Source organism: uncultured Veillonella sp. (assembly GCF_934190855.1).
Taxonomy (GTDB): domain Bacteria; phylum Bacillota; class Negativicutes; order Veillonellales; family Veillonellaceae; genus Veillonella.
On record NZ_CAKPTN010000001.1, the window covers coordinates 22,299 to 46,635 of the forward strand.

The following is a 24,337-nucleotide window of genomic DNA, read 5'->3' on the forward strand; positions in this document are numbered from 1 at the left end:
TTCTTATTTTTATATGACTGTTATCAGTTTATTTAAGTACTGTTAGATACATCTTTTTTTATAGTAAAGTGTTATAATATTCTTTACATCCTATAGGAAATATAACATTGCAATTCAAAATTAAGTATATTCTTTATAACTCTTTGGAATATGGAAAGCTTAGATTTTAACTGCTTTTGTTGTATAATATAAGTAGGATATTTAAAAATTTAGATATTTTCGTGAAAGTATAATATCCTCATCTAATTTTGAGTTTTACAAGTTAGATGTTTAGTGCATCGTATACGGTATTTTATGATGTGCTACTTTCACAAAAACGAGTGTGATCGCTTAGGTGGTCATACGGTTGTTAAAAAGAGAGGTATTTATGCAGCACATGCTACGCATGGGTATTGACGTGGGGTCTACAACGGTTAAAGTTGTACTATTGGACGAACACGATAATTATTTGTATAAGAAATACGTACGCCATTATGCGAACATTTTGGACACAGTATATACCTTGCTCCAAGAGGCTCAAGCGGGCCATGAAGATGATCTAGTTCATGTATGTATCACTGGTTCTGGTGGTATGGCGATGGCTGAAAAGGTGCGCATTCCATTCGTACAAGAGGTTATTGCTGAAACGCGAGCTGTAAAAGCACTCTATCCAGAAACAGACGTTATCATCGAACTAGGTGGTGAGGATGCGAAGGTTACTTACTTGGGTCAAACTGCAGAACACCGTATGAATGGTTCCTGTGCTGGTGGTACAGGCGCTTTCATCGACCAAATGGCGACCTTGTTGCAAACTGATGCATCTGGTCTTAACCAATTGGCTATGAATTCTGATACAATTTATCCGATTGCGGCACGTTGTGGCGTGTTTGCAAAAACCGACGTTCAAGCCTTGTTAAATCAAGGTGCATCCCATGAAAACATTGCTAAATCCGTATTCCAAGCTATCGTAAACCAAACGATTGCAGGCCTCGCATGCGGCCATAAAATCGAAGGTAATGTGGCATTCCTTGGCGGCCCGTTGACATTCTTGTCCGAATTACGCCAATGCTTCTGTGACACATTAGAGCTGGAAGAGTCTCAACGCATTATCCCTGAGAATGGTGAATTATTCATCGCTTTAGGGGCGGCATTGATGAAAGATGAATGCCGTGAGATTACGGTTGGTCAATTGACAAAGGAAATCGGTGCTCTTATCGGTATTCCTATGGAAGCTACAGACCGTGTAGATCCGCTATTTAAAAATGAACAAGAATTAGAAGAATTCCGAGCTCGTCATGCTAAGGCGGTAACGCCAAAGGCAAACATCGAAGATGCTCAAGGTCCTTGCTACCTTGGTATTGATGCTGGTTCTACTACGTTAAAAGTAGTGCTCATCAACAGCAATAAGGAAATTATCTTCTCTCACTATGGTCCTAACCATGGTAAACCATTAGAAAAATCTCGTGAAATTATCGAGCAAATTTACACATTATTGCCTAAAGGTGCGTATATTGCGCACTCTGGCGTAACTGGCTACGGCGAAGCCTTTCTTAAACGTGCCCTCGGCATCGATATCGGTGAGGTAGAAACGATGGCTCACTATCGTGCGGCTCGCTACTTCTGCCCTGATGTATCCTTTATCTTGGACATCGGCGGTCAAGATATGAAATGCTGTAAGGTTCGCGATGGCTACATCGAAGATATCGTATTGAATGAAGCGTGCTCCTCTGGTTGCGGTTCTTTCATCGATACATTCGCATCTGGCTTACGCATTCCTATCGACCAATTTGCGAAGGAAGGTTTGTTGGCAACCTTGCCAATCGACTTAGGCTCTCGTTGTACTGTATTTATGAACTCTAAGGTTAAGCAGGCTCAAAAAGAAGGTGCTACGGTACAAGATATCGCAGCAGGTCTTGCTTATTCTGTCATCAAAAATGCCCTTTACAAGGTTCTTAAGGTAAAAGATCCTAAAGAATTGGGCGATCATATCGTTGTACAAGGCGGTACGTTCTATAATGAATCTGTATTGCGCGCCTTCGAGAAATTGATGGGTGTAGAAGTAATTCGTCCTGACGTATCTGGCTTGATGGGTGCATACGGTATGGCTCTTCTTGCTGCCGAAACAGCTGAAGAGTTGCAAAAAGGTAATAGTACATTGCTAGATAGTGAAGGTCTTAACTCTTTACAAGTATCTACGACAATGCGCAATTGCGGCCTTTGCTCCAATAACTGTATGCTTACAATCAATGCATTCTCCGATGGTCGTACCTATGTAACGGGCAATCGTTGTGACCGCGGTGCAGGTGGTATGATTCAAGAGGAGCGCAAAGCAGTTCCTAACTTAGTAGATGTAAAATTACGTCGCTACTTCGACTATTACTTAAAGAAAAATATTCCAGAGTTTGAAGGTAAAATGCGCGTAGGTATTCCTCGCGTCCTCAACATGTACGAGGATTTCCCGTTCTGGTTCACATTCTTCAATACCTTGGGCTATGAAGTAATCCTTTCTGATTACACTACAAAGGACCAATACAATAAGGCTATCGATACGATCCCATCCGATACGGCTTGCTATCCAGCAAAGGCTGTACATGGTCATATTCGCGACTTGGCGAATGCACAGGTAGACTTTGTTTGGTACCCTTGTGTGCAACATGGTCCTAAGGAATTTAGCCGTGACAACAACTACCATTGCCCAATGGTTATTTCCTATCCAGAATTAATTAAAAACAACATGCAAGACGTACTAGGGGATACTCCATTCCATGCGCCGTTCTTGCCGTTGGCTGATAAAAAATCTCTTGTTCCGGCCCTTGTGAAAGCATTGGACTTCTTGGATCTCAAGAAGAAAGAGATTGCTAAGGCTGTAGACCTCGCTTGGGAAGAGCAAGAAAACTGTAAAGCTTCTTACCGTGAAACGACGAAGAAAACTGTATCTCGCCTTGTGGCAGAACAAATTCCGACTATCGTTTTAGCTGGTCGTCCATATCATTTAGACTCTGGTATCAACCACGGTATTCCTGAGCTCATTACTTCACTTGGAATGGCTGTTCTTACTGAAGATGGTGTAGCACCTCTCGGTAACGATATCAAACACTTGCGCGTTGTAGACCAATGGTCCTACCATAGCCGTCTATACCGTGCTGCTGAATTCGTAAGTAGAACAGAAGGCTTCCAAATTGTAGAGCTTAACTCCTTCGGTTGTGGTCTCGACTCTATCGTTGCGGATCAGGTAAAAGATATACTTTCAGCAAATCATAAAATCCATACCTTACTCAAAATTGACGAAGGTACAAACCTTGGGGCCGTTACGATTCGTCTGCGCTCCTTACAATCTGTAATGGAACGTAGCTTGCGTCGTCATAATAACCCAGAGGCACCGGAAGAAGTGGTAGTGGAACAATTACCAACGTACGATTACAATCGTGTGGTGTTCACTGAGGAAATGCGTAAGACTTATAAAATCTTGGTGCCCCAAATGTCACCATTGCATTTTAGCCTCTTAGAGCCGGTCCTCAAAAACGAAGGCTATGACTTTGAAATGTTGCCAGCGCCTACCCGTGACGATATCGAAGTGGGCCTAAAATACATCAATAATGATGCATGTTACCCAGCTATTATCGTTGTAGGTCAGCTCATGGCGGCCTTGCTATCTGGTAAATACGACGTAGAAAAAACGGCTGTTATCATCTCTCAAACGGGTGGTGGCTGTCGTGCGACGAACTATATCGGTTACTTGCGAAAAGCATTGATTGATGCTGGTATGAAACAAGTACCAATCCTATCCCTCAATGCAAGTGATATGGAACGTCAACCAGGCTTTAAATTGACTAAAGGCTTCTTGCATCGCATGATTCAAGCCGTTGTATACGGTGATGCTATTATGCAATGCGTATTGGCGACACGGCCATACGAAAAGAACCCTGGCTCTACCGATGCATTATGTGATTACTGGCTTAAAAAGCTTCGTGAAAACATTACATCTGCAAGTCTTCGCCAGTACAACAAGTACATCAAAGAAATTATCCATGACTTTGATAACTTGCCAGTCAATAAAGACGTACAAAAACCTCGCGTTGGTGTAGTAGGGGAAATTTACGTTAAATTCCATCCTAGTGCGAACAACCATATCAATGAACTCATTGAAAAAGAAGGGGGCGAAGTCGTTACATCTGGCTTATTAGACTTCTTCTTGTACTGTGCAATGGACAGCACATACCGTGCGAAACACCTTGATGGTACATGGCTATCTGGCTTCTTTGGTACACTGGCTCGTGAAGCCCTTGAACTATACCGCTTGCCATACGCTAAAGCAGTAGCGGCGTCTAAAAACTTTGACCCACTACAACGTATGACAGAAGTGGCAAAAGAAGCAGCTCAATTTATCGGCCTTGGTAACCAATGCGGTGAAGGCTGGTTCCTCACAGGTGATATGATTGACCTCATCGAAAAAGGGGCCAAACAAATCGTATGCTTGCAACCATTCGGCTGCTTGCCAAACCACGTAACAGGTAAAGGTATGGTTAAAACCCTATCTGCGGCTTATCCAGACGTGCGCATTGCTGCCATCGACTACGATCCAGGATCCAGTGCGGTAAACCAAGCAAATAGATTGAAACTACTACTATCGACAATGTTTGAATAAGAGCTCTGTTATATTTTCAATGGGGCCCCATTACAACTACATATCACTAGTATAGAAAAAACAAAGTCCTCTCTTGGCTCAGTACGTCGCTACGCTCCGTAAAATCGCTGCAGAGAGGACTTTGTTCTTTTCTATATACGCTATTTATGAAGATCTCCCATTGAAAATATAACTAGTGCAGATGGGGGAAGGGAAAAGTGCTATTACTTAATCCGTCATAAGGAGGCTTACATTTATAATGGGGCCCGGATACAACTGCATATTATTAGTATAGAAAAAATACAGCCCTCTCTTGGCTCAGTACGTCACTACGTTCCGTAAAATCGCTGCAGAGAGGTCTGTGTTCTTTTCCGTACAATCAGTTGGACAGAGGCTTTCCGTTATTGTGCTTAAAGTGTTTGTGAGGAATAAGAGTTAATCTATTTTTAGATATGGTATGATAGCCCTACAATGGGACATCTTCATAGCAAAAATTAATAAAAATAGCGTTACCTTTTTCGAAGCGATTTTACGGAACGAAGTGACGTACTGAGCAAGAAGAAGGTAACGCTGTTTTTATACTAAAATTTATTCTATTGTAGCGGGGCCCCATTGTAGGGCTCACACAAATGTTTAAAAGAGATTATTCTTTTTCAACCAAACCATATAAACACAATAAGGAAAGCGCTGCACATACTAGCATTGTTATCCCCATGGGAATACCTGTATATTCCCCACCAATACCAACGAGTGGAGATACAATACCTGCCGCAAACATGCTGGCAAAGCCTAGTATGGCAGAGGCACTGCCGGCCATTTTTCCGTATTTAGTCATCGCCATAGAGAAAGAGGCGGAACCGAATAGGGATACGGTACATACGGTAAAGAATAGGATGGTTGTTACAGGAATGAGGGACCATTCAAAAATCATGGCAATTAAGAATAGTAAGGACCCAATTGTAAGTTGCCATAGACTGAATGTAAGTAGTTGACGAGATGTTACTACATTACTTGCTCGTCCGCTAATAGCACTGGCTAAGATGATACCGCAGCTATTGATACCAAAAAGATAACTAAATTCTTGGGCTGAAAGTTGAAAAATATTTTGGTATACAAAGGAAGAACCGGAGATATACGCAAAGAATGCACCAAAAGCAAAGAATTGAATTAAAGATTGTCCTAAAAATGGTTTATCTTTAATGAGTGTAATATAGTTTTTGGTTGCCGATGCAATGCCACCAGCTATACGCTTTTCTTTTGGTAAACTTTCACGGAAAACAAGAGAACCTACCAATAGAATTGCAGAGAATACAGCTAAGATTATAAAGATAACGCGCCATGTAGTGAAGAGAAGTAGTTGGCCACCTACTAAAGGTGCAATTACAGGTGCGAGGCCATTGACCATCATGAGCAATGCAAATAGTTTAGTTAGTTCTTGACCAGACGCAAAGTCTCGAGCGATAGCTTTAGATATAACTACCCCTATAGATCCTGTTAAGCCTTGTAGAAATCGACCTAGTAATAGTATTTCGATACTAGGAGCATAGGCGCAGATAATGCTAGAGACAACGCAAAGTAGATTACCTACTATAAGTGGCATTTTACGTCCCATGGTATCGCTTATGGGGCCCCCAAATAATTGTCCTAAGGCAACGCCAAAGGTCATAACACCTATGGTCATTTGAATATTAGATGCTGTTGTGTTCAGTTCGCCAGGCATAATTGGTAATGCTGGCAAATACAGATCTGTGGCAAGGGGTGTAATAGCCGTTAATAGACCGAGAAAAACCACCATGAGAAAGGAGACCTTGGTTGAACTTTCCTGTGTCATAGACACCTCCTGTATTTAAAATAGGGAATAAAAAAGCCTGCGAATCGCACTTCGCAGACTGCATTTAATTTTTTCGTTTTAACAAGAAGTATTGTAACACGATTAAAACATAAATTCTATAGATTTTTTTGTAAAAGTTTTTTCTAGCTGAGAGGTAAACAACATTAAGCTTAAATATAAGTTTTATAGATTAATATATTGGAAACTTTGATATATAAGGTGGTAGTATAATAAATTGAAAGTGTTCACTATAGAATATGATATCAAATCTTTGCGTTTGATATATCGTGTTTTATAGATTAAACTATAAAGGTTGATGGAATAGGAAAATGTCAATGTAATTGGTCGTTTATCGTATATAGGAGTTTAGTATGAACAAATTTATAAAAACATTAGTATTGGCAGCAGTTGCTGTTATTGGTACTGCAGCATTCACATCTGTAGAGGCTATCAGCTCTGACGAGGCTGTGCAAAGTGCATTGGCTCGTGTTCCAGGTGCAACAATTGCAAATGTAACTGAGTTTAATCGTGACTATGATCGTGGTCGCTTAGAGTATGAAGGCGAAATTCATTACAATGGTTATGAATATGACTTCGAAATCGATGCAGATACTGGTACTTTCACTAAATGGGAAGTGGAACGCAAATCTTACTAATAATAAAAAAAGAACAGCTCATTTCTGAGCTGTTCTTTTTGTTTACCTTATTAGCAATATCTTAGAAGAAGATACTGTGAATTTGGTGGATGAAATGTTGACCGAAGAAGGAGATGCAACCATGCATTACGATGAATACGATGAAGTATTTGAATGCAGTGTTCATGATAACGCTTGCTTCGATTTCATGCTCTAATTTATGAGCTTCATCAGCACTGATTTCTTTGTGGTTTTCGAGGTATGCTTTCAAAGCAGGACCTACGGCACCAATGGAAATCGCGATAGATTGTGGAGACAACATTTTACCGATACCAGCTGCACCGGAGTTAACAGCTGCTAACCAGAAGCCAAGGTCTTCCCAGTTTGTAGGATCTAAGCCTTGAGCTGCTGCGATTTGAAGTGGACCAAACAATACGTTGGAGTTTGTACCGGAACCAGTCAAGAAGGCACCCAACGCACCTACGATAGGAGCGAATAGAGGGTACAAGGAACCTGTACCAGCAACCATTGCTTTCGCAATATCTGCAGTCATACCAGAGTATGTCATCAATTTAGCTGTCATAACAACTGTGATGATTGTAAGGTATGTGAATTTCAAGTTTTTAACTGTGGAACCCAATGTACCGAAGATTTCGCCAGCTTTTGCTTTTTGGATGAAACCGCCAACAATACCAGCGATGAAGATCATGATACCAGGAGTTGCAATCCATACGAATGTGTAAGGTTTTGCACCAGGACCTTGGTAAATAGGTACAGATGTTTTAATGGACGCAAGTGGACCATTGATTGCAGGGAACAATTTGGAAGTTAATAACAATAATACGAAGATCAAGATGAATGGCATAGCCGCTACAAGACCTTCGCCACCGGAAACTTTAGGAGCTTCGCCAGTTTGTTTAACTGCGTATTCAGGATCATTAGGAGGCATAATTTTTGCACAGCCAATGATAACTGCCATAATTACGATGGATGCAGAAATTACGGATAATTCAGGACCCATTACAGCATTGATTACAATTTCAGGAACAGCCAATGCTAAACCAGAAAGTAATGTTACAAGGAATACGCCTTTTAACGCTTTGAAACCGCCACCGATGATCATAACAACGAAGAACGGAGCAATTAGGTTAAGTAAGAATAATTGAACGGAAATGAATGTACCCAAGTGGCTTGGATCAAGGCTTGTTAAGGATGCCAACGTAGTAGTTGGGATACCGATAGAGCCGAATGTTGTTGGTACGGAGTTAGCAACGAGACATGCAATGATAGATTTAAGTGGGTCGAAACCTACGGCAACCATCATAGCTGCAGGAATTGCAACGGCAGTACCAAAGCCAGCCATACCTTCCATGAAGGCACCGAAGCCCCATGCAAGTAACAATGCAAGTACACGAGTATCAGATGTTACAGAAGAAAGCATTGTTTTAATAGTTTCCATTGCTTTCGTGTATACTACCAAGTTATAAACGAAGATAGCAGCTGTAATAACTAATAGGATTGGCCAAATTGCCAAAGCGGCACCTTCAAGGGCACCAGTGACCATAATGAATGGGTCAGCTTGGAATGCTGTAATAGCGATGATGAAAGAACCGATTGCAGCAACACTTGTTGCTTGCCATGCAGGTAATTTCAAGATGGATAACGCTACGATCAACCAAATGATTGGAGATAGCGCTAATAGAACGGTGATAGCACTCATTTCTAAAATCATCCTTTCAAGAAAAACAAAAATATATGCTCAACAGGACGATGTAGTTTAATCAAATAAATTGATGAGTAAATCGCTATTATATTAAGTTGTAAAAGTTCAGTTAAAATGTAAAGTTACAATAAAATAACAGATATACTTATCGCAAAAATTGATGTAGTACTTAAAAATTTTTAACCTCATAAGTTATGAGGTTAGAAATATAAGAGAGGGGACATAAACAGTGTTTATGTCCCCTTTCTGTACTAACTACAAGTCCTTGTTAGGGCCATTACTAAGTTCAGGTATTAGTAGTTACCTTTGAACATTGTAGCAGGAGCTTCTGGTACATAATCGCCGAAGTAGGATTTGAAGTCTAGACCTAATTCGTTGCAAAGGTCTTGAACTTCAAGCATTGTACCGTTAAGTACAGGGATGCCTTCAGCTTTAACTTTTTCAACGGATTCATGTTCTTTTTCGCCATGAGTATAGATGCGGTCTTGACCAGCAGCTTTAGGAGCTTCGCGTAATTCTTGTAAGAATTGAGAGAAGTGTTTTTTGATTTCAGCAGGGTCACCGAAGAATTCAGGATTGATAGCCATGAAGCCGTGGCAGATGTTGGATTTACCGCCAACCATACATTTGTTGGAAGTACCGCCTTGAGACAAGATGGAGGAGAATAATTCAGCAATCATACCGTTACCATAACCTTTGTGGCCGCCAAGAACTTCTGTAGCACCACCTAAAGGAAGGATACCGCCGCCTTCATGACGGGAGATGTTGCCCAATACTTCAGCTGCATCAGTGGAAGGAACGCCGTCTTTATTAACAGCCCAGCCATCTGGAGTAGCTTTGCCCATTTTGTTGTACATTTCAAGTTTACCACGAGTTACTACTGTAGTGGAGCAATCGAAGAAGAAGTCAACAGGATCAGCAGGTACAGTCCAAGCGATAGGGTTGGAACCAAGCATAGCTTGACGAGCATATGTAGGAACCATGATTGCTTCGGAGTTTGTACAAGAGAAACCAATTAAGCCTTGGTCGGAAGCCATTTTAGCATAGTAACCAGCGATACCATAGTGGTTGGAGTTACGTACGGATACGATACCAACACCGGATTTTTTAGCTTTTTCGATAGCCATTTCCATAGCCATATGACCCAAGATTTGGCCCATGCCGTCATGACCGTCGATAACTGCGGAAATTGGAGTTTCTTTTACGATTTCAGGTTTTGCGTCGATTTTGATCAAGCCATTAGTGATACCTTTGTGGTAACGAACCATACGTTGCATACCATGGCTTTGAATACCGAACAAGTCGGAAGTCAAAAGTACGTCTTGGATGATGTCAGCTTCTTTTTCGGAGAAACCGAATTTTTGGAAAGCGTCCATGCTCAATTTTTTTAGTGTTTCATAAGGGAATAACACAGTGTTTTTTGCGTCTGCCATCGTTAAAACCTCTTTTCAGAAAATATGTACCTGATATAGCAACTACAGTTTAAAGGAATCATGAAAATTACATGACTCTCTGGGTAGCTCTATATCCTCTCAAATGACACTGTCAGTATAGCACAGAAAGAAGTGAGATTGAATAGTCTTGCAGTCTGAATGACATTACTAAATACGCATACGTACGGGTGATTTTAATCACATATTCTATAGTGTATAAGTAGAAAAGCTGATTATACCTAAAATTACATGGTTATGACTTTTAGTCATTGTTGCATGATTTTTTTGTAGATTTAGAGTATTTTTATAGACCTTATTAGTATAACTGTTCAGGTTAATAGGAAGAATGATAATGGATAGATATCGATAAAACTTGAAATGTTAAGGTTTATATATCAAAATAATTGATGAGGTGATAAAATGAATGTGATAACTGAATGTATTGATATACAGAAAATTCTTTGTCTTCATGTTTTCTTTAAAATTAAAAGATGTAAAAAAGATTACACATATACAGGTCATACTATAATATAATATAAATATACATCCTATAGTTTATATGATTTATAAGCGAGGTGCTTATTTGTGAAAGAATATAAGTCTGTTTGTCCCTATGATTGTCCTGATGCATGTGGGCTAATCGTAAGTGTTGAAAATAATAAAGTAGTGTCGGTTCGCGGTAATAAGGACCATGCTTTTACCCGAGGCACATTATGTCCTAAAATGGTGCACTACGAAAAGGTCATCCATTCTCCATTGCGTTTAGAATATCCTATGAAGCGCATTGGTAAAAAAGGTGTTGGTGAAGACCAATATGTACGTATTAGTTGGGATGAAGCGCTAGATACAATAGTAAATAATTTCAAGCACACTATTGACATCTATGGTAGTGAAAGCATTTTGCGCTATTCCTACGCCGGAACAATGGGTGTTATTCAAAGCCCTGCAGGAGATTATTTCTTTCGTCGAATAGGTGCTACCGATCAAGATAGAGGTATTTGCTCGCCTGCGAAACAAGCGGGGTTTCGATCTGTTTATGGTGACACCTTAGCTATTAAGCCACAAGAGGCCCAACATAGTGATTTAATTGTATTGTGGGGCATTAATGCGACGGCTACAGATCTTCATATCTTACATGATGTAAATATTGCTAAAAAGAATGGGACTCGAGTTTGGATTATTGATACCCATAAAACATATACCTTTAGTCAAGCTCATGAACAGATTATTGTGAAACCCGGTAGTGATGGAGCACTAGCATTAGGCATGCTTCATATCATTCATCGTGATGGCTTGGCGGATATGGATTTTATCAATCAACATGTACAAGGATATGAGCAGCTAGTAGAGCAAACGTTGCATGACTTTACGCCAGAGAAAGCATCTGAAATTTGTGGTGTTTCTGTAGAGCGTATGACTGAGTTTGCTCATGCTTATGCTAAAGCTAAGGCTCCATTTATTCGCCTCGGTAGTGGGTTGTCTCGCTATGGCAATGGTGCTATGACATGTCGAGCAGTCAATGCTTTGCCGGCTGTTGTAGGTGCGTGGCAGCACCTTGGTGGTGGTTTGCTATCGAGTGCTAGTGGTAGTAAGTTCGTTGGTAAAGATGTGATGCAACAGGCTCATGTCCATGCGCCAGCTAAACGATTGATGCCGATGATTAAGCTTGGTGAAATGCTTACAAATCCTGAAGGGACTAAAGTCCATAGTTTATATGTGTTCTCTTCGAATCCTGCCATTACAGCGCCTGACCAGAATGTTGTACGCAGAGGTCTAATGCGCGATGACTTATTCACTGTGGTACACGAGCGTTTCTTTACGGATACTTGTAAGTATGCTGACATTATTTTGCCTGCTACTACCTCTGTAGAGCATGATGATATTTACAATTCTTATGGTCACTATACGATTGGAACAGGTTATAAATTGATTGATCCCATCGGTGAATCTCGTTCCAATTGGCAAGTCATTGCAGAGTTAGCAAAACGGATGGGTCTTGATGATGAATTCTTCAATCATAGTGAACGAGAATTGATAGATCACATTGTGCGTACTTCTAGTCGTATATCTAAAGAAGACCAAGATTTGATTCTTAGTGGTGAGCCGGTAGAGATGACTGTGCCTGACAATTACAAGATGGATTTTAAAACGCCATCTGGCAAAATTGAGCTTTATAATCCTCATGATGTGGAGCCACTCATTCGATATCTGCCACCATATGGTGATAATGCACCGTTTTGGCTTATCAATGGTAATGATATTCGTATTTTAGATTCTAGCTTCTGTGAACTTGATTTTGATGATCCGGAATTGATGAAACTTCGTATCCATCCAGAAGATGCAAAATTATATGACATTAGTGATGGGGATGAAGTAGAAATCTATAACGACCGTGGTCGTGTAAATATAAAAGCTTATTATGATGATGAGGTGCAACAGGGCACATTAGTTTCCCTTGGTGTATGGTGGCAATCACAATCTAGTGACACTAAAGTTGCTATCAATGCACTTACGGCAAATCGCCCAACTGATCAAGGTTGGGGCAGCACTTTCTATGATGTACAAGTTCATATTAGAAAAAATTCCTAGTTAAATCCCTTTACTTGCGGGAATAATGCTATGCCGATATGGAATAGTAAGGATATTTTTCTTGTATACCTAACCCCCTTTAGATTATAATGGTAATATTATTTTTATATAACCTAAAGGGGGTTACATTTATGAATGGTAACGACAATTTGTCGACCCGTGCCTATTTGGCCATAGGCATGATGTTATTCGCCCTATTCTTTGGGGCAGGGAATTTGATCTTCCCAGCGGCCTTAGGTCAACAAGCTGGTAGTAATGTAGGTTGGGCTTTGCTCGGCTTTGTATTAACAGGTGTAGGCCTTCCATTGTTAGGTGTAGCAGCGATGGGTTACTCCTCCTGTAAAGATGTTGAAGAACTGGCAAGCCGTGTTCATCCGTTTTATGGCTTGTTGTACACAATTTCTCTTTACTTGAGTATCGGTCCAATGTTTGCGACGCCACGTACTGGTACTGTAGCTTATGAAATTGCAATTAAACCTTTTACTGAAGGTTTAAGCATGAATATGGAACCAATTTTCTTGGCATTATTCTTTGGTGTTTCCTTATGGCTGTCCATTAGCCCACAAAAGCTCGTTAATCGTATCGGTAATATTTTGACACCAGCATTACTACTTGTAATTCTGTTGTTAATTATTAAATCTTTTATGACTCCACTTGGGGGCTATGCAGTGCCACAACCTGCTTATGGTGATGCGCCAACAGCTGTGTTACAAGGTTTCTTGGACGGCTATAATACGATGGATGCGTTGGCTTCTGTAGTATTTGCTATTCTAGTCATCGACTTTGTACGTCTTAGTGGTGCTACATCTCGTGCGGTGATTACAAAAACAGTAATGGAGGTAGGTGCTATCGCGGTAGCCCTTCTCGGTATCGTATACGTGTTTATTGCGAATATCGGTGCTACAAGTGTAGATCGCTTCGGTTTATTCGATACAGGTGCTCCTGTATTGTCCGTAAGTGCGAACTACTTGTTTGGTGATTTCGGTCAAATCATCTTGGCTATCATCGTTCTCTTGGCTTGCTTGTCCACGAGTATCGGTCTTATTACTTCTTGTGGTACGTACTTCCATAAGTTGACTCCGAAGATTAGCTATAAATTATATGTAGTCATCTTCTCCGTTGCGGCCTTTGGTCTTAGCATGTTTGGCTTGAAAACAATCATCAGTGCTGCGATTCCAGTGTTGATGCTCTTGTATCCGTTAACGATTGTAATCATTTTGTTAGCACTTGTTAACAATATGTTCGGTGGTCGTCGTTGCGTATATGCATGGACAATGGCTTTCACAATGATCTCTGCTCTTATGACTGGTCTTGAAACGGCAGGCATTGCACCTGCTGCATTGGAACAGCTCTTCACTCAATACATTCCATTCCAGGCTGCTGGTATGGGCTGGGTGAGCTTTGCGGTATTAGGCTTCGTTGTAGGTCTTATCCATAAAGGTCTTGTGTCCGAAAATAAATAATAATAGTAAAGGTTCTATGCTTTCATCTTTGTTGAAAGTATAGAACCTTTTTTGTGCTATAAAAGTTGCCGCCTAAAATTGCTTTTATAGGTCGGAGTTTCTATAATACATATATAGTATATAAAGGAGATTATTATGCGCAGCACTCATTGTTTACCTAGTTATAGCTTTGGCGGTCACGATGTATTTGACGCCATTCCACAATTTACAAAATTATACGGTCGTACAGTAGCCATCATAGGTGGTGAGACCGCACTATCTAAGGCTATGCCTCATATTCAGCCCGTACTAGATAAGGCAGGTATTAATGTATTAGATATTATTCCATTTGGTGGTGAATGCACCTTTGCTCGAGGCAAGGAAATCGCAGCCATGGATTCTGTGAAAGCTGCAGACTTTCTATTTGCTGTAGGCGGCGGCAAGGCTATCGATACGGTGAAAGTAGTAGCGGTAGAACTAGATGATAAACCATTCTTTACCATTCCTACTATTGCATCTACCTGTGCCGCTACATCTGAAGCGGCCGCCGTATATACGGCAGATCATAACTTTGACGGCATTGCCTTTGTAAATCATCCGCCAGTACATTGCTTTATTGATGCAGATATTTTAGTGGAGGCTCCTAGCCGCTACTTATGGGCGGGCATGGGCGATACTATTGCCAAGCATTACGAAACCTTGATGTCTGCACGTAATCGTGAGCAAGTGTACAATACGCAACTAGGTCTTGTATTATCCTCTATGTGTAGTGAACCGATCTTTGAGCATGGTTTACAGGCTTATAAGGATAACGAAATTAAACACCGTAGTGAAGCCTTTGATTTGATGGTGATGACCGTAATCTTTACGACAGGTATCGTGTCTGGCTGTATGCCTGGCGATTATAACAGCATCATTGCGCATGCTATTTGCTACGGCTGTGCTACAAATGAAGAAACCGAAAAAAATCATTTACACGGTGAAATGGTGGCTTATGGTTTGTTAATTCTCTTTATTGTAGATAAACAATTAGACCAGTTAAAACGTTGGTTGCCTGTATATCGTGCAATCGGCTGGCCTACGAAGCTTTCACAAATGGGACTCGATGAATCTCATATTCCACAAATCGTGGAGAAAGCAGTATCTGTTCGCGATGTAGTAGTATCACCATACGAGATTACGACTGATATGTTGGCAGAGGCCATTCGTTATATGGAAACTATAGAATGTTAATTACTAGATTATCGTGAATTTACCCTTTAATAGTTATATAATAATAGTTAGAGTATTTTACGTTTTTATTATCCGTTTAGGTTGTAACTCATTGTTTTTATGATTAATTCGGACCTATATTTTTTCAATATTGTTACGTAATGATGCGTTGATAATGGATATTTAGATACATTAAGTCTAGTAAAATTAACTACTGTTTTAGATTGATATAAAGAGGTTGTTCATGAGTGATATTGTAAAAGGCGGTTTATATCGTCATTTTAAGGGGATGTATTATTACGTATTAGACGTAGCGACTCATTCGGAAACGGGTGAGAAATTTGTAGTATATCAAAAGCTCTATGATGAACGTGACATGTACATACGTCCCTTAGAGATGTTTGTAAGTGATGTAGATCGGGAAAAATATCCCTATGTAGAGCAAAAAGAGCGGTTTAAATTGATGAGTGGACGTGACTAGGAGGGCCTGTGGAGCAAAAGTTTTTCTTTTTCGATATCGATAATACCCTAGCTGTATGGCCTGAAGGCAAAATCCCTGAAAGCGCGCAATACTGCTTGGATGAATTGAAACGCCGTGGTCATCGTGTAGCATTAGCAACAGGTCGTATTCAAGTAGATGCTAAACGCTTTGCGGAACAAGCAGGGCTTACCGATTTTGTAGCGGACGGTGGTCATAGTATTACCGTTAATAATGAATTGGTGTCCATGATTGGCATGGATCGCGACGCGTGTATTAAATACTTAGAATATTTAGAATCTCATAATATTCCTTGGGCTGTTACGGACCGCAATAAATTAGGTCGCATTACACCGTACAAGGAGATCTTGGAGTGGAATCCCAATTGGGATGTATTTAAAACGACTGTAGACCCTAATTTTGACTTTCATAATGTTGAAGAGTTTTATAAGATCTACGTGTTCTTTAAAGAAGGGGAAGAAGAGGAGAAAGATATTGAACATATGACGCACAAGCTGATCCGCTATGGCGAAGGCTGTGTTTTGTATGAGCCAATGGAAAAGGCCTTAGGGATTCGCAATATGCTTGAACATTTTGGAATGAAACCGAATCAAGCTGTTGTATTTGGCGATGGCTATAATGATTTGTCCATGTTTAGACCGGAATGGCTTAATATTGCGATGGGGAATGCGCGTCCTGAATTAAAAGCAAAAGCGGACTATATCACTACAGATTGCGATAAGGACGGCATTTATAATGCGTGTAAACATTTTAAGTGGATCGACTGATGTATAGTTAATTCCCTTAATTAAAGTGAGATTTATATAAATGTTTAATTATTGTAGCTGTAGCTACGAAATTAGTGTGGCATAATTAGTATAATGCCTTTAGTTCTATACTCGTGTGTAAATAGGAGAGAGAAGTCATGAACAACAAACGTAGATTATTTTCCACTGTACTTTGTGTAGCGGCTTTGACTGCAGGCTTATTCGTTTCTGGTTGCGGTAGTGATAAAGCGGGCGGTATTGGTTCCGTAGTATCCTCCGTAGTTGACGGTGGCGATGAAAAAGCAGTTGCAAAGCTTAACACACTTATTGATGCAACTAACCGCTTCAACAGTGACAATGTTTCATTTGCTCAATTCCAAGCAGAAGGTTTGGCTAAATTAAAAGGCGGCTTCGCAGAAGGTGCTATTACTAACCAACCTCACTTTGACAGATTACAAGCAGATTTAGAAAAAGCTAAAAAAGAAGGTTCCACATTCAAAGAAGTTGATGCAGAGCGCGACAATGTATTGAACATTCTTAATGAATTAGTGCCGGTATATAAAGAGTTGACAGCTTATGATGATTCTAAAGCTTACATGAACGATGGCGGCGCTAAAGGTAAAGACCTTGCTGCTAAATATGTAGCGGCAGTAGAAAAATTCGATGCTGCTTATGCGAAGTTCAACGAAACTCTAAATAAAGTTAATGCGGAACAAAGCAAAAAACAAATCGAAAAATTGAAAAAAGACGGTAAAAAAGGTTATGCGGCAGCAATGGAATCTACGCTTCGCTTAACTGAGCTTGTGGATAAATTGGAAAAAGCTCCTCAAAATGCTGATAAAGCAGCTGTTGAAAAAGAACTTTCCGAAATTGAAGCATTGCTTAAGAGCATAAACAACGACCGTGGTCAAGTGCTTGCTGATCGTTACAACTCCGTTGTTGGTGAAGTACGTCAAGTGCTAGCTGATCCAAGCGACAACAACCTTAACAACATGATTGAAGGTTTCAATGGTTATATTGATACGTATAACAGCACAACTCCAGACCAATTCGACGCTAAATAATCGAATAGCTAACGAGTACGTAAGGGTAAAAAAACAGAGCTCCTGGAGGGGCTCTGTTTTTTTGTTTATATTATTTTAAGTCACTTACATCGTAACCGCGTTGGATCATGTTTTGGCGAACTTCTTCCATCATAGGCGTACGGAATTTTAACCAGTACATAATCGCACCTGGGATGCCACTAAAGAGTAGGAAAATAACAAAATACATTGTTTTTACTGCGTTAAATGTATTGCGTAGTACCTTTTCTGTAGTTTGTTCACGGCGTAGAGAACGACGCATAATGGCACGAACCATTAAGATTAAGAAGAACGTAAAGATACAACTAAAAATGGTGTAGAAGAAAATAAAGGTCAAGAGTGATAAAATATCGTCCATAGTTTCTCTCCTTTGACAATAACTACAGCAGCGTAATGATTACCAATAATAAAGAATTCTCTCTCATCTATGGCTGCATAAAAATAAGTACATAACGAATTATATACATTGTTTTGAGCGTTGTAGTCAAGTAGATTAGTTAGAATTTGCAAGATTGGAATATTACGGTGTTAAAAATAGGCTTATTTGCATTTTTAGTATGAAAGCATGATAAAGTTCATACTTAATTCATAGGGAAACGTTTTATAAGTTGGTATAATAAAAGATGATTATACTATTGTGTTTGTATAGGAGAATGATTATGAGCTCTAAACGTAAGTTAATTTCCACCTTATTGTGTGTAGGTGCTTTAACAACAGGTTTATTCGTTTCTGGTTGCGGCAGTGATAAGGCAGCAGATAAAGTATCCTCTGCAGTATCCTCTGTTACAGATTCTAAGTCTGATGAAAAACTAAATAAGGCATTTAATGAACTGATTAAAGCAACAAATGAATTTAATGGAAACAACGTAACTTGGTGCAAACAACATGCTGAAAACCTTGCTAAGTTGAAAGCTGGTTTCGATGAGCATGCTATTAGTGCTCAGCCTAGATTTGAAAGCTTACAAAAAGGTTTACTGAAAAGTAAAGAAGAAGGCAATACATACAAAGAAGTTGATGCTGAGCGCGATAATGTATTAGCTATATTGGATGAGTTAGTACCTGTTTATAAAGAACTTCAATCCTATACTGATTCTAAAGCATATCTTAATGATGGCAAGGCTAAAGGTAATGAGTTAGCAGCTAAATACGTAGCAGCTGTAGAAAAATTCAAGCCTGCTTATGATAAGCTAGGTGAAGTTATCAATACAGCAAACAAAGAGAAAAATAAAAAGAAAATGGAACAAATGAAGAAAGATGGTTACAAAAACTATGCTGCCGTTATGGAAGCAACTCTTCGTTTGACAGATTTAGTTGAAAAAGTACAAGCAACGTACACTAACCCTGATAAAGCTGCTATCGAAAAAGAAATTGGCGAAATTCAAGGGTTGCTTAATGGCATAGATTCAAAAGACTCCCATAAAGACTCTTTAGTTCGTAACTTCAATGATACTGTTGGTGCTATTCGTCAAGTAATGGTTGATCCTAACGACAAATACCAAGATCGTAACCTTAATCGTATGATTCAACAATATAATAGTTACATTGATTCTTATAACCGCATTAAACCAGATGATTTTGACGGTAAGAAAAAATAATATCGCTTTTATAAGAGAGCCTCTCGTTTTACGAGAGACTCTCTTTATAGTATGAAGTATACGGCTTAATGGCAGTGCATACTTCTCCATAATTATGATTTGTACAATAAAAACTAATTTGTATATGAGGAGAGCCAATGAAACGGTTCGTAAAATTATTTGGTATTTTTACCTTATTAATGTCTTTGTTGCTCATTACAGGTTGCGGTAGATATCAAGCTTTTAAATCCGTGCTAGATGAAATTATTTATAAAGGCACTACCTATGTAGATAATCCTACCGATGCTAGTGTTACTTTCACATTGGATGGCACAAGCTATACTGTGGATGCGCACAGCGTTAAGGAAATTGATTTGAAAGAGGGGTCTCATACACTGGTTACGCCGAAAGGTGAAAGTAAAACCTTTACCGTTTCTCAATACGATATGAAGTCCATTTTGAATCCGACGGAAACGACGTATGCCATTTGGTATGTCCAATATGGAGACGGCAAGGTTGGCAATGTGCAACATGGTGAAGTAACGACATCTATTGGCGATGATGTGTATGTAGGTCCTATGACGACTCATTCTGATATTTATATTGCACGTCGTGGGAAATATCCCTTCCGTTATGGCCTTGATGAGCCTTTTGATGAAGTAGTCTATGTCAATGAGCGGGATCCTAATGAGAAGGGTAATCCTGATGCATTGGTGTTCGGAAAAATTTATCGCCCCATGGAATTTAAGGAAGCATATCCTAAATTATATAAAGAGTATTTAGGAGAATGAACGGTTTAAATAAGTAGTTTATTTATTATCTATTTGTATGTTATGCATACAATTGTTTTTGGTGTTAAGGAGATAATTATGAATAAGAAATTATGGGCCCGTTGTTTGATGGCCGGTGTATTATCTATGAGTTTATTCGTTGCAGCTGGCTGTGGCGAGTCTAAAGAGGATAAACAGGCTAGATTTGAAAAGGCTCAACAAGAGGCGTTGGCACAGGACCGTTCCAATAATGTGGCTCTTACAGATAAAATTTCTAAAGCCGATACTTGGAAAACTGCTATTAATAAGTTGAAAGAGCGCGGTGAATTAAAAACTGCTCCAATTCAAGTTTCTGGGGATATGACTTTTGATCAGAAGACCTTTAAGATTGACGTAGTAAAACCAGGGACTACTGAGTTGTTACGTTATCAATATGATTTTGAAAAGCAAACTTGGTCTGATGGGGCTCCTGTTGACGTAGTTGGTCCAGGCAAGAACGATATTGCTCAAACATTCTACTCCATCGACAATTTAAATCCAGATATGATGGCCACTGTTATTGAGACCTTCAAAAAAGAAGCTCAATCCAATCCTGAGTTGAAAGATACCTATACAGGCTTTATTACTAAAGCTGGTATGGGTTGGGGGCCAAAAAGCCAAAAATTCTTCTACTTTGTAAATCAAATTGACTCTGATGGGGGCGGCTTGGAAAATGATAAAATAATTGAAGCCACTTACGATGAAACTGGTAAGGCTATCAAGTTAAAGGTAAAACCTAAAGGTAGTAAAGAACGCAAAAATCTTATTAAATAAATATTGAATGTATTTTGCTTTCCATGTATTGAAATACTCTATGAACTAAGTTTGTTATTAAATTTGTATAGTAGAGATATTTTATAGGTCAAAATATTCTAGTAAAATTTAATGATTTTTTAGAATATTTTGGCTTTCAATACGAGTGTAATATGATATACTAAAAAAGAGCCGCTCACGGGTTGAGCGGCTTTTCTATGTGAATTTTAAATACATGTTAGTATATACGATATATTTTGGGGGAACTATGAACTGGAAACGCTTGGCTTTATGCGCAATGTTGGGGATTACAATGCTTGGTACAGCGGCATGTGGAACAAAAAGTGGGGAACAACCACAAGGGAATACTGTAAAAGCAGAAACGGTAACTATGCCTAATTTCTCTAATGCGCCAATTGCTGATGAATACGCTATTTTTGATACAAATTATGGTCAATTCAAAGTTCGCTTACTAGGTTCTAAATCACCGATTACGGTTAAGAACTTTGATTACCTAGTAAAAAAAGGCTTCTATAACGGTGTTACATTCCACCGCGTTATCGAAGGCTTTATGATTCAAGGCGGGGATCCAGATGGCACAGGTGCTGGTGGTCCTGGCTATACCATTCCTGATGAATTCTCTAATGACTTACATTTCAATAAAATGGGTGTTCTTGCCATGGCTAACCGTGGCCCGAACACGGGGGGATCCCAATTCTTCATTACCTTAGGCCCTACAGATTGGCTAGATAATAAACATACAATCTTTGGCACTGTAGTACAAGGTATGGACGTTGTTGAAAAAATCGGTAAAGTAAAAACTGGCCGCAACGATAAACCGGTAGAACCAGTAATCATTAATACCATTACATTGGAACCGATTACTGACGATGCAAAAAATGGTAAATAAGGAGGCTAAGTCTGAAGAACGGCACTATGTGTATTTAGTGCGTTGTGCAGATGATTCCTTGTATTGTGGATGGACTACAGATCTCGAGCGCCGTATGGATGCTCATAATGGCCATATCCCAGGTGGTGCTAAGTATACGCGGGGCCGTCGCCCTGTAACCTTGGTATATTCTGAAAGCTTTCACCATAAACATGAGGCCCAACGCAGAGAATATGCCATTAAACAGATGACAAAGGCTAAGAAGTTGAGGCTCATTAAGGGTGCAAAATAGTCCTTAATTATGGTATAATATGATGATTAATTACTACCATGGAGGTTGAAAAATGAAGCGGGTTCTAGTGTCCGTAAAAAGTGTACAACGAGATATGGACGGCAAGGATACCGTGGTGGAACTGATTTCCCCTGGTACGTCACATGAAAAGGGCAATGCTCAGTATGTGCGTTACGAAGAATCCAGTGTAACTGGTTTAGATGGGGTGAAGACGACCATTAAAATCCATGATGACTCTATTGTATTGCTCCGCACAGGGGCCGTGAATATGCGTCATCAATACGTCCGTGGTGAAGAGCGCGAGTCCGTGTATGAAACGCCGTATGGTGATTTACACATGGCCGTAAACACTCATGAATTAACAGTAGACTTTCACGAAGGCGTAGGTCATGTTCATTTAGGATATGACATTTCCGTCGAAGGTGAATGGCAATTTTATAATCAGTTAGATATAGACGTGCGGGAGGATACAGAGCATGGAAATGAAGGAAATCCTGAAATCGGGGATTGAACAGGCATTACAAGATACGATTAACAGCGGTGGTTTGCCAGCTGGGGAATATCCAGAAATCGTTCTCGAAGTGCCACCTCAAAAAGAATTCGGTGATTTTTCTACAAATATCGCTATGCAATCCGCTCGTGTAGCTCGTCAAAACCCTCGTGCTATTGCAGAGGCTTTGATTAGCCATATGAATTTTGATTGGCTTGAACGTGCAGAGGTTGCTGGCGCAGGTTTCATTAACTTCTTCTTGAAATCTGATATGGTATACGATACGTTGAAAGCCATTTTAAATGCTGGCGAACAGTATGGTGTTCAACCATTGCGTGCACGTGATACGATTCAAGTAGAGTACGTAAGTGCGAACCCAACAGGTCCGTTGCATGTCGGTCATGGTCGTGGTGCTGCCTATGGTAGTGCCCTAGTAAACTTGTTGCGTGCAGCAGGTTACAATGTACAATCCGAGTACTACATCAATGATGCGGGCAACCAAATCGATAATATGGCTATTTCCATTGAGTACCGTTTCCAAGAGTTGCAAGGTGCTACACTAGTGTTCCCACCTAAGCGCAACGAAGACGGTTCCATGCCTGAATTCGATATTCCAGAAGGAGCTCTTGTGTTCCCTGAAAATGGCTACCGTGGTCCTGATATTATCGAAACTGCAAAAGCGATTGCAGAACGGGAAGGCTTTGATAAATTGAATGCTATGAACGAAGCAGATCGCATTGCCTTGTTCAAAGAGGAAGGTCTTAAAGAAAAACTAGCTCGCCTAGAAGAAACATTGAGAAACTTCCGCGTTACTTTTGATAATTGGTTCTCTGAACGTACAGTTCACGAAACTGAGGAAATTCATCATTCCGTAGAGGCTTTAAAGGCTCTCGGTAAAGTGTATGAAAAAGACGGTGCTTTGTGGTTGAAATCTACTGATTATGGTGACGATAAAGACCGTGTTGTTATTCGTGATAATGGCGTTCCTACATACTTAGCGGCAGATATTGCATACCACCGCAGCAAATATGATCGTGGATTTAAAGAAATGATTGATATTTGGGGTGCTGACCACCATGGTTATGTATGCCGTGTGAAAGCTGCTATGGCTGCTTTCGGTTATGATCCAGACCAATTAACTGTATTGTTATTACAAATGGTAGCATTGTTCCGCGATGGGGAACTCGTTAAATTATCTAAACGTAGTGGCGATAGCGTTACATTAGATGAGTTGATTGATGAAGTAGGTGTAGATGCATCTCGTTACTTCTTCTTGATGCGTTCCTTAGATAGCCAACTTGATTTTGATATTAATTTGGCGAAATCTCGCAGCAATGATAACCCAGTGTATTATATCCAATATGCTCATGCTCGTATTCACAGCATTTACAACCAAGTGCGTGAAGCTGGCATCGCATTTGGCGATTATAGTGAAACTGATTTCACAACGCTTACAAGCGAAATGGAATTAGAATTAATTAAGAAATTAGCTGAATATCCAGAAGAGGTAGTTCAATCTGCTGAACATCGTGCACCTCATCGTATTGCTCGTTACTTATACGATTTGGCAAGCATGTTCCATTCGTTCTATCGTCAAGGTCGTATCATTGGCGTAGATCCAGCGTTGCAACAAGCTCGTCTAGGATTAATCACAGCGATTGCCCTCGTACTTCGTCAAGGCTTGGGTATTTTAGGTATTTCCGCTCCGGAAAAAATGTAATAGGTGGGAGGCATC

The 24,337-nt window shown here is 39.9% G+C and carries 19 protein-coding genes; 15 read left to right on the plus strand and 4 right to left on the minus strand.

Annotation, left to right across the window (positions count from 1 at the left end):
- The first annotated feature begins 367 nt into the window (after positions 1-367).
- The gene (locus tag Q0F90_RS00135) at positions 368-4,624 is read left to right on the plus strand and encodes an acyl-CoA dehydratase activase-related protein (RefSeq protein ID WP_296001832.1); all 4,257 of its coding nucleotides are present in this window, start codon (positions 368-370) and stop codon (positions 4,622-4,624) included.
- 622 nt (positions 4,625-5,246) lie between these two features.
- Here Q0F90_RS00135 and Q0F90_RS00140 read toward each other — a convergent pair.
- Positions 5,247-6,434 carry a multidrug effflux MFS transporter gene (locus Q0F90_RS00140; RefSeq protein WP_296001834.1) on the minus strand — a complete coding sequence of 396 codons (1,188 nt, stop codon included), beginning with the start codon at positions 6,432-6,434 and terminating at the stop codon, positions 5,247-5,249.
- A gap of 371 nt (positions 6,435-6,805) precedes the next feature.
- On the opposite strand from Q0F90_RS00140, the gene Q0F90_RS00145 reads away from it, so the two are divergent.
- The gene (locus tag Q0F90_RS00145) at positions 6,806-7,090 is read left to right on the plus strand and encodes a PepSY domain-containing protein (protein WP_296001836.1); all 285 of its coding nucleotides are present in this window, start codon (positions 6,806-6,808) and stop codon (positions 7,088-7,090) included.
- Between the two features lie 61 nt (positions 7,091-7,151).
- Here Q0F90_RS00145 and Q0F90_RS00150 read toward each other — a convergent pair whose 3' ends face one another.
- On the minus strand, positions 7,152-8,789 hold the full coding sequence (locus tag Q0F90_RS00150; protein WP_296001838.1) for an L-lactate permease: 1,638 nt from the start codon (positions 8,787-8,789) through the stop codon (positions 7,152-7,154).
- 296 nt (positions 8,790-9,085) lie between these two features.
- On the minus strand, positions 9,086-10,225 hold the full coding sequence (locus Q0F90_RS00155) for an Ldh family oxidoreductase (RefSeq protein ID WP_009352449.1): 1,140 nt from the start codon (positions 10,223-10,225) through the stop codon (positions 9,086-9,088).
- Positions 10,226-10,810: 585 nt separating this feature from the next.
- On the opposite strand from Q0F90_RS00155, the gene Q0F90_RS00160 reads away from it, so the two are divergent.
- From Q0F90_RS00160 to Q0F90_RS00185, 6 genes are all read left to right on the plus strand, one after another.
- Positions 10,811-12,814, plus strand: coding sequence for a molybdopterin-dependent oxidoreductase (locus Q0F90_RS00160; RefSeq protein WP_296001841.1), 2,004 nt, complete (start codon positions 10,811-10,813; stop codon positions 12,812-12,814).
- 131 nt (positions 12,815-12,945) lie between these two features.
- On the plus strand, positions 12,946-14,277 hold the full coding sequence (brnQ, locus tag Q0F90_RS00165) for a branched-chain amino acid transport system II carrier protein (RefSeq protein ID WP_296001844.1): 1,332 nt from the start codon (positions 12,946-12,948) through the stop codon (positions 14,275-14,277).
- Positions 14,278-14,412: 135 nt separating this feature from the next.
- Positions 14,413-15,489, plus strand: coding sequence for an iron-containing alcohol dehydrogenase family protein (locus Q0F90_RS00170; RefSeq protein WP_296001847.1), 1,077 nt, complete (start codon positions 14,413-14,415; stop codon positions 15,487-15,489).
- A 223-nt stretch (positions 15,490-15,712) separates the two neighbouring features.
- Entirely contained in the window at positions 15,713-15,949 is a 237-nt protein-coding gene (locus Q0F90_RS00175; protein WP_296001850.1) for a DUF1653 domain-containing protein, read from the plus strand.
- A gap of 8 nt (positions 15,950-15,957) precedes the next feature.
- Complete coding sequence (locus Q0F90_RS00180) at positions 15,958-16,734, plus strand: HAD family hydrolase (RefSeq protein ID WP_296001851.1); 777 nt, start codon at positions 15,958-15,960, stop codon at positions 16,732-16,734.
- Positions 16,735-16,871: 137 nt separating this feature from the next.
- Positions 16,872-17,777 carry a DUF3829 domain-containing protein gene (locus Q0F90_RS00185; RefSeq protein ID WP_296001856.1) on the plus strand — a complete coding sequence of 302 codons (906 nt, stop codon included), beginning with the start codon at positions 16,872-16,874 and terminating at the stop codon, positions 17,775-17,777.
- Between the two features lie 70 nt (positions 17,778-17,847).
- Here the strand turns inward: Q0F90_RS00185 and Q0F90_RS00190 are convergent, their stop codons facing one another.
- Positions 17,848-18,153 carry a hypothetical protein gene (locus Q0F90_RS00190; RefSeq protein WP_009352284.1) on the minus strand — a complete coding sequence of 102 codons (306 nt, stop codon included), beginning with the start codon at positions 18,151-18,153 and terminating at the stop codon, positions 17,848-17,850.
- Positions 18,154-18,454: 301 nt separating this feature from the next.
- Between Q0F90_RS00190 and Q0F90_RS00195 the strand changes: the two genes are divergently transcribed.
- The 7 genes from Q0F90_RS00195 to argS all read left to right on the plus strand — a co-directional run bounded on the left by Q0F90_RS00195 (position 18,455) and on the right by argS (position 24,322).
- Positions 18,455-19,390, plus strand: coding sequence for a DUF3829 domain-containing protein (locus tag Q0F90_RS00195; protein ID WP_296001860.1), 936 nt, complete (start codon positions 18,455-18,457; stop codon positions 19,388-19,390).
- A gap of 137 nt (positions 19,391-19,527) precedes the next feature.
- Complete coding sequence (locus Q0F90_RS00200; protein ID WP_296001862.1) at positions 19,528-20,160, plus strand: hypothetical protein; 633 nt, start codon at positions 19,528-19,530, stop codon at positions 20,158-20,160.
- Positions 20,161-20,238: 78 nt separating this feature from the next.
- Positions 20,239-20,952, plus strand: coding sequence for a hypothetical protein (locus Q0F90_RS00205; protein ID WP_296001865.1), 714 nt, complete (start codon positions 20,239-20,241; stop codon positions 20,950-20,952).
- A gap of 247 nt (positions 20,953-21,199) precedes the next feature.
- Positions 21,200-21,841, plus strand: a complete 642-nt coding sequence (locus Q0F90_RS00210; RefSeq protein WP_296001868.1) for a peptidylprolyl isomerase — start codon at positions 21,200-21,202, stop codon at positions 21,839-21,841.
- Positions 21,831-22,112 (plus strand): GIY-YIG nuclease family protein, encoded by a 282-nt coding sequence (locus Q0F90_RS00215; RefSeq protein ID WP_296001873.1) that lies wholly within the window; start codon positions 21,831-21,833, stop codon positions 22,110-22,112. The genes Q0F90_RS00210 and Q0F90_RS00215 overlap by 11 nt, the downstream gene beginning before the upstream one ends.
- Positions 22,113-22,164: 52 nt before the next feature.
- The gene (locus Q0F90_RS00220) at positions 22,165-22,623 is read left to right on the plus strand and encodes a DUF1934 domain-containing protein (RefSeq protein ID WP_005385333.1); all 459 of its coding nucleotides are present in this window, start codon (positions 22,165-22,167) and stop codon (positions 22,621-22,623) included.
- Complete coding sequence (gene argS / locus Q0F90_RS00225; RefSeq protein ID WP_296001877.1) at positions 22,589-24,322, plus strand: arginine--tRNA ligase; 1,734 nt, start codon at positions 22,589-22,591, stop codon at positions 24,320-24,322. Before Q0F90_RS00220 ends, argS begins: the two co-directional genes overlap by 35 nt.
- Positions 24,323-24,337 lie beyond the last annotated feature (15 nt).

Bases quoted from the DNA above. Each gene is read 5' to 3' on its own strand.
- Q0F90_RS00210 (WP_296001868.1), top strand. From the start codon at position 21,200: ATGAACTGGAAACGCTTGGCTTTATGCGCAATGTTGGGGATTACAATG.
- Q0F90_RS00205 (WP_296001865.1), top strand. From the start codon at position 20,239: ATGAATAAGAAATTATGGGCCCGTTGTTTGATGGCCGGTGTATTATCT.
- Q0F90_RS00170 (WP_296001847.1), top strand. From the start codon at position 14,413: ATGCGCAGCACTCATTGTTTACCTAGTTATAGCTTTGGCGGTCACGAT.
- Q0F90_RS00155 (WP_009352449.1), bottom strand. From the start codon at position 10,225: ATGGCAGACGCAAAAAACACTGTGTTATTCCCTTATGAAACACTAAAA.
- brnQ (WP_296001844.1), top strand. From the start codon at position 12,946: ATGAATGGTAACGACAATTTGTCGACCCGTGCCTATTTGGCCATAGGC.
- argS (WP_296001877.1), top strand. From the start codon at position 22,589: ATGGAAATGAAGGAAATCCTGAAATCGGGGATTGAACAGGCATTACAA.
- Q0F90_RS00140 (WP_296001834.1), bottom strand. From the start codon at position 6,434: ATGACACAGGAAAGTTCAACCAAGGTCTCCTTTCTCATGGTGGTTTTT.
- Q0F90_RS00175 (WP_296001850.1), top strand. From the start codon at position 15,713: ATGAGTGATATTGTAAAAGGCGGTTTATATCGTCATTTTAAGGGGATG.
- Q0F90_RS00190 (WP_009352284.1), bottom strand. From the start codon at position 18,153: ATGGACGATATTTTATCACTCTTGACCTTTATTTTCTTCTACACCATT.
- Q0F90_RS00150 (WP_296001838.1), bottom strand. From the start codon at position 8,789: ATGAGTGCTATCACCGTTCTATTAGCGCTATCTCCAATCATTTGGTTG.
- Q0F90_RS00215 (WP_296001873.1), top strand. From the start codon at position 21,831: ATGGTAAATAAGGAGGCTAAGTCTGAAGAACGGCACTATGTGTATTTA.
- Q0F90_RS00135 (WP_296001832.1), top strand. From the start codon at position 368: ATGCAGCACATGCTACGCATGGGTATTGACGTGGGGTCTACAACGGTT.
- Q0F90_RS00195 (WP_296001860.1), top strand. From the start codon at position 18,455: ATGAGCTCTAAACGTAAGTTAATTTCCACCTTATTGTGTGTAGGTGCT.
- Q0F90_RS00185 (WP_296001856.1), top strand. From the start codon at position 16,872: ATGAACAACAAACGTAGATTATTTTCCACTGTACTTTGTGTAGCGGCT.
- Q0F90_RS00145 (WP_296001836.1), top strand. From the start codon at position 6,806: ATGAACAAATTTATAAAAACATTAGTATTGGCAGCAGTTGCTGTTATT.
- Q0F90_RS00200 (WP_296001862.1), top strand. From the start codon at position 19,528: ATGAAACGGTTCGTAAAATTATTTGGTATTTTTACCTTATTAATGTCT.
- Q0F90_RS00220 (WP_005385333.1), top strand. From the start codon at position 22,165: ATGAAGCGGGTTCTAGTGTCCGTAAAAAGTGTACAACGAGATATGGAC.